Origin of the sequence: uncultured Aureimonas sp., assembly GCF_913775355.1 — a bacterium.
Taxonomy (GTDB): Bacteria; Pseudomonadota; Alphaproteobacteria; order Rhizobiales; family Rhizobiaceae; genus Aureimonas.
The window spans coordinates 39,342-46,713 of record NZ_CAJYIU010000324.1; the positions used below are offsets into that span (position 1 = coordinate 39,342).

Consider the following 7,372-nt stretch of genomic DNA (forward strand, 5'->3'; position numbering starts at 1 on the left):
TCAGCCGCCGCTTCCAAGCCCGAAACCGAAATCTGCGTCGACAAGCGTGCGCAGCGCAAGCTTGAACATCAGCTTCGACTCCGACGACTGGAGGTTGTAGCGGTCGTTCGTGTTCTGGTACTCGGCGATGAGGCTAAAGCACTCGTCGGCATAGCCGACGCCGAAGGACCGGTTGATCACCGCCTTGTTCTCGATGTCGTAGGAGAACGAGCCGAACGTACGGATCTGATCGGTGACCTTCAGCGACGCGGACGTCGTGACCTGATGACGATCCTGCGGGAAGCTGTAGATCGGCTGGGCACCGATCAGCGAGTAGGTCACCGCAGTGTCGAGGCGGCCGACGGTGACGCCGGCCATCACATCGGCACGGTTCACGTCGAGCGTCTTCTCGTCGAAGCGGCCCTGCGCGCCGAGGCTGACGCCGTAGGGCGTCGAGAGCGCGACGGCCGACACGTAGTCCGAGCGGTCGGTCTCAAGGCCGGATTCGAAGCCGACGAGCGCGTAGTCGATCTGCGCGTAGGGGTTGTCGCCGGCGATGTGGAACGACTGGCCGATCAGGGCATCGAGCGAGTAGCCGGCGCCGAAGACGCCACTGTACTGGACGCCGACATTGGCGCGCGTGCCGCCCTCGATGCGGTCGTAGCCCGAGAACTTGTCCTCGTCGAAGAGATTGGCCGCATTGAAGACGAGGCTCTGGGCGTCCTCGTTGGGCAGTCGGCCCGCGTCCATCTCGTTCGGGCGGACAAGCAGCTGCGCGATCGGGGTAATGACGTGCTGCGTGTTCGCGGTTTCGATCAGGTAGGGGTAGCGGGCTTCCAGCCCGGCCGTCGCCATCGCGCGGCCACCGGCCTCGTCCACTTCTACGCCGCCGAGACCGAACGCCGTGCCGTTGGCGTAGCCGATCTGGCTCATGTCGGCGCGGTAGAGATCGCCGCGGCCGGAAAGCGAGGGGGTGATCTGTAGACCACCGTCGGTCGTGTAAGTCCGGCGCCAGCGGGCGTCGAAGGTCGCGCGCGAATAGTCGCCTTCCAGCCCGTTGCGCCGAAAATAGTCGGTGCGGAACGGGAAGCCGTTGCCCTGCTCGCAGATGCCCGAGACGGTGAACTCGCTCTGGCAGATCAGAAGGAAACCGGGGCTCGACGCGTTCCGCGTGAGGTTCGTGACGTTGACGTTGTACTCGAGCTGGCCGCCGAGAACCGGGTTCTCCTCGATCCGCTGATAGTCGAGCGTCGGCCAGACATAGGGCTGGACGCGGTCGGTCAGCGTGTTCTCGGTCTGGACGTCGAATTTCTGGCCGCGCAGGTCGAAGAAGCTCTGGTCGCCGAGCCCGGTCAGATAGACCTCGGACGTGCGATAGATCTGCGAAAAGTTCTGGATCTCATAAACGTTCGAGAAGTTCGGGTCGGTTTGGGCGAGAATGTCCCAGCCGAACGTCCAGCGATCGTTGAGGGCGAAGCGCCCGGTCGTGCCGACCATGCCACGGGCATCGTCCACCGGATCGGCGAAGCTCGTGACGTTGTCCGACCGGAAATCGCCGAAGCGCTCGGGGTTGGCCTGGCTGATGCCGGCCGTTTGCAGGGTGATGTAGCCGTTCTCGAAGGCCTTGCGGTATTCGGCCTCGGCGAGGAAGCCCTGCTTGGTGAAGTAGGTGCCGGCGATCGTGGCGTCGGACGAATCGTCGATCGCGAAATAGTAGGGTATGCGAACGCCGAAGCCGGTCTTGTCGGAGGACTTGAACGCGGGGGCAAGAAGGCCGCTCTGCCGCTTCACGGTGGGGTCCGGCGAGGCGAAGTAGGGGAGGTAGGCAAGCGGCTTTCCGAACAGCTCGAAGCGCGCGCCGTAGTATCGGATGACCTTGGCGTTCTGATCCCAGACGATGCGACGCGCCTTCACCTGCCACAGGGGCGGGCGATCGGGGTGCTTCTCGCAGGCTTCGCAGGCCGTGTAGACGCCGCGCTCGAACGTCGTCACCGCGCCGTCGCGGCGGACCGCCTGGCCGGCAGCGAAGCGGGTGTTGTCCGGCGTCTCGATGCGGAGCGCCTGAACGAATCCGTTCGCGAAGTCGTCGGTCACGTCGATGGAGTCGGCATAGATCCGGTTGCCGGTCGGCTCGATCAGTTCGACGTCGCCCGAGGCCACGAGCCTCCGGCTAGCCTGATCGTAGACGATGTCCTTCGCCACGAGCTTGTAGGGGCCGTAGTCGATTTGGACGCCACCGGCGGCCCGAACGACCTGGCGGTCGCTGTCGTAGGTGACGGTGTCGGCTTCCAGGAACAGCTGCGTTCCCTCGGGCACCGACACGGAGCCGCCGAGCTGCCCGAGCGAAGCCTGCGCCAGCGCAGGCGAAGCTGAGGCGAGGGCGGCCACGGCCACACCCGCCAACAGAGCGCCCTTCGCCTTCGACCAGCCCCCGGTCTCGGCACGGCGCGGGTTCCCCCTCGCTGTCATACTAACCATCCTCCTGATGGAGCAGGATCGTCGTCCCGAACAATCCTGCCGCCACGACCGGGAACCACGCCGCGATGACGGGCGGAACCACGGAATTGCTTCCCAGCGCCTGCGCGAGGAAAGTAACGACGTAAAGCACGAAGCCGGCCGCGATACCACTGACGATCATGCGTCCGGACTGGCCGATGCGCGTGTAACGCACAGCCACTGTTGCGGCGACCAGCACCATCGCGACGAACAGCGCAGGCCTTGCGATCAAGGCGTTCAGCCGCATCGCGAAGGCATCCGCATTGTAGCCGAGACTGCGGGCGACCTCGATCTTGGGCGCAAGTTCCCAGATGGAGATCGTCTCGGGATCGGCGAGCCGCTGCTCGATGTATTCGGGCAGGAGTGTCGTCGGGATCACACGCTCGCCTTCGTTGACGGGCGGCGATCCGATTCGGGTCACGCTGGCGTCCTCGATGTGCCAGGCGCCGTCCCGCAGGTGGGCGACCGGCGCGTCGATGCGCTCGCGCACCACGCCCTCGCCATCGAGCAGGAACGCCGTCACGCTGCCGAGGGTCGCGCCGCGATCGGCCACGACCTTCGCGCCGATGATCGATTCGACGCCTTTGCCGCTCTGGCGCAGCCAGGGTGCGCGCTCGGTCGTCGTCTGCATCGAGCCGGCGTTCTCGGTCTGAAGCTGCGCGGCCTTGCCCTGCGCGAAGGAGGCGAGGGGGTTGTAGATCGCGACCGACACGACGCCGATAAGGAAGGCGCCGGCGATGAACGGCGCCAGCATCTGCCAGACCGACACGCCCGCCGCACGGGCGACCACGAGCTCCATCTTCCGGTTCAGCGACACCAGCGTGAAGATCGCCGAGAACAGGACGATGAACGGGAACGCCTGCTCGATGAAGGCGGGAACGCGCAGCGCCGAGATCGTCGCGATCGTGTCGAAGCCGACGTCGCCGGGAAGACCGCGGCGACTGACCTCGATCATGTCGACGAGGTAGACGAGCGCGAACACGGCCACGAAGGTCGACAGGAAGCTGACCAGGAAGCGGCGGAGGAAATAGAGGTTCAGCGTCCACCGCGTCATGCGCCGGCCGCCTTTCCGGTCCGGCTGCTTGGGACGAGGCGCCGGAGGTGGGCACCGATCCAGAGCATGGCCTCGCTCACGGCCCGCACGGCCCGTGTCTCGCTGACGTTGACGTTGCGCCACAGGAGCACGAGGTCGAGCGCGATCGCGCCGAGCGGCAGGCCGTAGGCCAGCGCCACGTAGCGCGGGTCGTCGCTGACCAGCGAGAGAGCGACGAAGCCACCAGCCTTGAGAAGAAGCGATCCGCCGAGCCCGAGCGCCATCGCCGGGCCCGGACCCTGACGGTTGGTACGCGGGTGCCCCGCGACGATCAGCGCCCAGAGTGCGAAGGCAATGGGATAGAGCCAGTCCGTGCGGCGTTGCGCGAGTTCTTCGGTGAAGCGGTTCGGATGGAGCTGGTAGACCCGATCGTTGGGGTCGGGGTTGAGAAGTTCGCGCGTCGAGCGCTCGGACATGCGCACCCAGTCGCGCGTTTCGACCGGACGCAGATTGGCGAGGTCGAAGGCGTAGGTCTGGAACTCGATGATCGAGACCGAGCCGTCGCCGTTGCGCTTGCGATGGAGCTGTCCGTCGTCGAGGACGAGATAGGACTGCCCCTCGCGCTCCACGATCGACGCTTCGCGAGCGAAATAGGTGAGGTCGAGCGTCGGGTCGCGCGTGTCGGCGAGGAAGAGGCCGCGCACGTTCGGGCCGCGGGCCTCGTCGATGCTCATGATCAGCCCGTCCTGCACCTGCTCGAAGCGTCCGGGCTGGAGGAAGAGGCTGATCGCGTCGGCGTTGATGGAGCGGATGCCGTTCTGGAACGCGCTGGAGGCGGCGGGGCCGACGACGTGGGAATTGAACAGGATCAGCCCGGCCGCGGCAGCCGCGAGAATCAGGATCGGCTTGGTGATGACGCTCCGCGAGCCGCCGGACGCCGCGATCACCGCGCGCTCGGAGTCGGCGTTCAGCGAATTCAGCGTTTGCACCGCGCCGATCAGCAGCGCGAAGGGCAGGACCCCGGCTGCGAGATCCGGCATCAGCATCAGCGCAATCCAGAAGATGTCGCCCGCAGCCGTCGCCGTCGTGCGCACGATGTCGAGACGCTGCAGGACCTGCACGATCCAGACGATCAGAACGAGCGCCGTGAGCGAGCCGGCCGTGTAGGCCAGAGCTCTGCGGAAGATGTATCGTTCGATCAGCTTCATGCCGTGGTCGTCTCGACAGTCCCGTTCAAACCGCCGTTCTCCGGCGCGGTACCGAACCGCTCGGTTCGACATACTAGGCCGCCGTAGACTGAGCCAGCTTGGCTAAAGAAGGGCGAACAAACATGGTTAACGCTTTGTCGCTCCCAGCACGACCCTTGCAATGCAACACTCCGTCACCAGAATGACGACCGAATCCCCTAGCGCCGGGGCACAGGTCTTGGCGCCTCGATAGCGCATCGGAGACCGCATGTCCGTCCAGCCCACCATCGCCTTCGCACCGCTCCAGATGCCCGGGACGGGCACGCTCGTCATCCTCGCGGGAAGCGAGGGCACCCTGCCGTCCGACGTCGCGCCGGATGTGGCGGACGCCGTGCAGAAGGCGATCGGCGTCGCGAAGTTCAAGGGCAAGGAGCTTTCCACCGTCGAGGCCATCGCGCCGGCCGGCTCGTCGCTGGAGCGCATCGTCGTGGTCGGCACCGCTGGCGACAAGCCGTTCGGCGAGGAGGAGTGGCTGCGGCTCGGCGGCACGATCGCGGGCGGCACGAAGGGCGAGGGACCGGTCACGGTGTGGGGCGACGGAGGCGCGACGACCGCGACGCCGCGCGACCTTGCGACGATCGGTCTCGGCATTCTCCTGCGCGCCTACAAGTTCGACCGCTACAAGTCGAAGAAGTCGACACCGGGCGAGGAGGCGGAGGCCGAGACCTCCCGCACCTACACCATCGCCTCGGCGACCCCTGACGAGGCGCGCGAGGCCTTCGCGGCCGCACAGGCGCTGGCCGAGGGTGTCATGCTCGCGCGCGATCTCGTCAACGAGCCCGCCAATGTCCTGACCACGACCGAATACGCATCCCGCATCGAGGCGCTCACCGCAGACGGGCTCGAGATCGAGGTGCTGGACGAGGCGCGAATGGCGGAATTGAAGATGCGCGCGCTGCTCGGCGTGGCGCAGGGTTCGCCGATGCCGCCGCGCCTCTGCATCATGCGCTGGAACGGCGGCGCGGACGGCGAGGCGCCGGTCGCCTTCGTCGGCAAGGGCGTGATCTTCGACACGGGCGGTGTCTCGATCAAGCCGGCGGCCGGCATGGACGAGATGAAGGGCGACATGGGCGGCTCGGCCGCCGTCGTCGGCTTGATGCGGGCGCTCGCGGGCCGCAAGGCCAAGGTCAACGCCATCGGCGTGGTCGGCCTCGTCGAGAACGCTGTCGACGGAAACGCGCAGCGCCCGGGCGATATCGTGACGGCCATGTCGGGCACCACCATCGAGGTGCTGAACACGGACGCCGAGGGTCGCCTCGTGCTGGCCGACGCGCTCTGGTACACGCAGGAGCGCTTCAAGCCGAAGTTCATCGTCAACCTCGCGACCCTGACCGGCGCGATCATCGTGGCGCTCGGCAACCATCACGCCGGCCTCTTCTCAAACAACGACGAACTGGCCGACCGGCTTTTGGCCGCGGGGCTGGAGACCGGCGAGAAGGTCTGGCGGATGCCGCTCGGCAAGGAGTACGACAAGATGATCGAGGGCAAGTTCGCCGACATCAAGAACGTCGGCAACGGCCGCGCCGCGGGCGCTACCACCGCCGCTCAGTTCCTGCAGCGCTTCGTCAACGATGTGCCCTGGGCGCATCTCGACGTCGCCGGCACCGCGATGAGCTCGCCCGCGAACGAGTACAACCAGTCCTGGGCCTCGGGCTTCGGGGTTCGGCTCCTCAACAAGCTCGTGGAAGATCACTACGAGGCGCGCTGAGCCGCATGGCCGAGGTGCTGTTCTATCACCTGACCGAAAGCCGGATGGAGGACGCGCTGCCCGACCTCCTCGAGAAGTCGGTCGCGCGCGGCTGGCGCGTCGTGGTGCAGGCGGTGACGCCCGAGCGCCGCGACGCGCTCGACCAGCACCTCTGGACCTACAAGGACGACAGCTTCCTTCCCCACGGCTCCGATGCCGACGGGGGAGGCGCGCTCCAGCCGATCCTCTTGACGATCGAGCCCGAGCAGCGCGCCAACGACCCGCATGTCCGCTTCATGGTGGAAGGAGCCGTACCGGTCGATCTCACGCCCTACCAGCGCGGCGTCTACCTTTTCGACGGTGACGACCCCGACCAGCTCTCAACCGCGCGCGAGCGCTGGAAGGCCGAGAAGTCCGCTGGGCACGCCGTGACCTACTGGCAGCAGACCGAAGGCGGGCGCTGGGCGAAGAAGGCATGAGCGGCGATCAAGTCGTCGTCCCGTCCACGAAGCTGAGGACGGCGGAGGCGTAGCCGTCCGGGTCTTCCAGCGGAGCGGAATGGCCGACTGCGGGCAGGATCAGAAGCTTGGCGCCGGGGATGGTAGAGGCGAGATACTCCGTGTGCTCGCGGCTGATCGCCTCGTCGTGCTCGCCGATCGCGATCTCGGTCGGCACCGGAATCGTTTCGAGTTCGGCCTGCGAGAAGTTCGGCTCGTTGGCCCAGAGCGCTTCGATCTCGTCCTTGATGTTGTCGTAGTGCTTCAGCTCCGGCCGGTTCGGATCGTCGGGCTTGAAGCCGAGGAAGCCGTCCGGCGTCGCGTTCGCCGCCTGCACGAAAAGGCGAGAGAGGCGCTCCGGATGGCGGATCGCGATGTCGAGGCCGATGATGCCGCCGTCGCTCCAGCCGACCAGCGCGACCTGCGAAATGTG

General features: G+C 66.6%; 6 protein-coding genes. 2 read left to right on the top strand and 4 right to left on the bottom strand.

Translation table 11 applies throughout. The features are described from left to right. Genes QZ753_RS19980 through QZ753_RS19990 form a run of 3 tightly spaced genes read right to left on the bottom strand, consistent with a single transcriptional unit; the run spans position 1 to position 4,716 of the window. Positions 1 to 2,448 (bottom strand): LPS-assembly protein LptD, encoded by a 2,448-nt coding sequence (locus QZ753_RS19980; RefSeq protein ID WP_294646300.1) that lies wholly within the window; start codon positions 2,446 to 2,448, stop codon positions 1 to 3. Between the two features lies 1 nt (position 2,449). After that, complete coding sequence (lptG, locus tag QZ753_RS19985; protein WP_294646301.1) at positions 2,450 to 3,529, bottom strand: LPS export ABC transporter permease LptG; 1,080 nt, start codon at positions 3,527 to 3,529, stop codon at positions 2,450 to 2,452. Continuing rightward, a complete protein-coding gene (locus QZ753_RS19990) occupies positions 3,526 to 4,716 on the bottom strand; it encodes an LptF/LptG family permease (RefSeq protein WP_294646302.1) in 1,191 nt (396 codons plus the stop codon). The genes lptG and QZ753_RS19990 overlap by 4 nt, the downstream gene beginning before the upstream one ends. 247 nt (positions 4,717 to 4,963) lie before the next feature. Here QZ753_RS19990 and QZ753_RS19995 point away from each other — a divergent pair, with 247 nt between their 5' ends. Next, positions 4,964 to 6,463 carry a leucyl aminopeptidase gene (locus tag QZ753_RS19995; protein WP_294646304.1) on the top strand — a complete coding sequence of 500 codons (1,500 nt, stop codon included), beginning with the start codon at positions 4,964 to 4,966 and terminating at the stop codon, positions 6,461 to 6,463. A 5-nt stretch (positions 6,464 to 6,468) separates the two neighbouring features. Continuing rightward, entirely contained in the window at positions 6,469 to 6,921 is a 453-nt protein-coding gene (locus QZ753_RS20000; RefSeq protein ID WP_090959837.1) for a DNA polymerase III subunit chi, read from the top strand. Between the two features lie 7 nt (positions 6,922 to 6,928). On the opposite strand, the gene QZ753_RS20005 is transcribed toward QZ753_RS20000, so the two are convergent. Then, the coding region (locus QZ753_RS20005; RefSeq protein ID WP_294646306.1) for an alpha/beta hydrolase at positions 6,929 to 7,372 on the bottom strand (444 nt) is incomplete at its 5' end.

Excerpts from the sequence above, each read along its gene's own strand:
- QZ753_RS19980 (WP_294646300.1), bottom strand. The coding sequence starts at position 2,448 with ATGACAGCGAGGGGGAACCCGCGCCGTGCCGAGACCGGGGGCTGGTCG.
- lptG (WP_294646301.1), bottom strand. The coding sequence starts at position 3,529 with ATGACGCGGTGGACGCTGAACCTCTATTTCCTCCGCCGCTTCCTGGTC.
- QZ753_RS19990 (WP_294646302.1), bottom strand. The coding sequence starts at position 4,716 with ATGAAGCTGATCGAACGATACATCTTCCGCAGAGCTCTGGCCTACACG.
- QZ753_RS19995 (WP_294646304.1), top strand. The coding sequence starts at position 4,964 with ATGTCCGTCCAGCCCACCATCGCCTTCGCACCGCTCCAGATGCCCGGG.
- QZ753_RS20000 (WP_090959837.1), top strand. The coding sequence starts at position 6,469 with ATGGCCGAGGTGCTGTTCTATCACCTGACCGAAAGCCGGATGGAGGAC.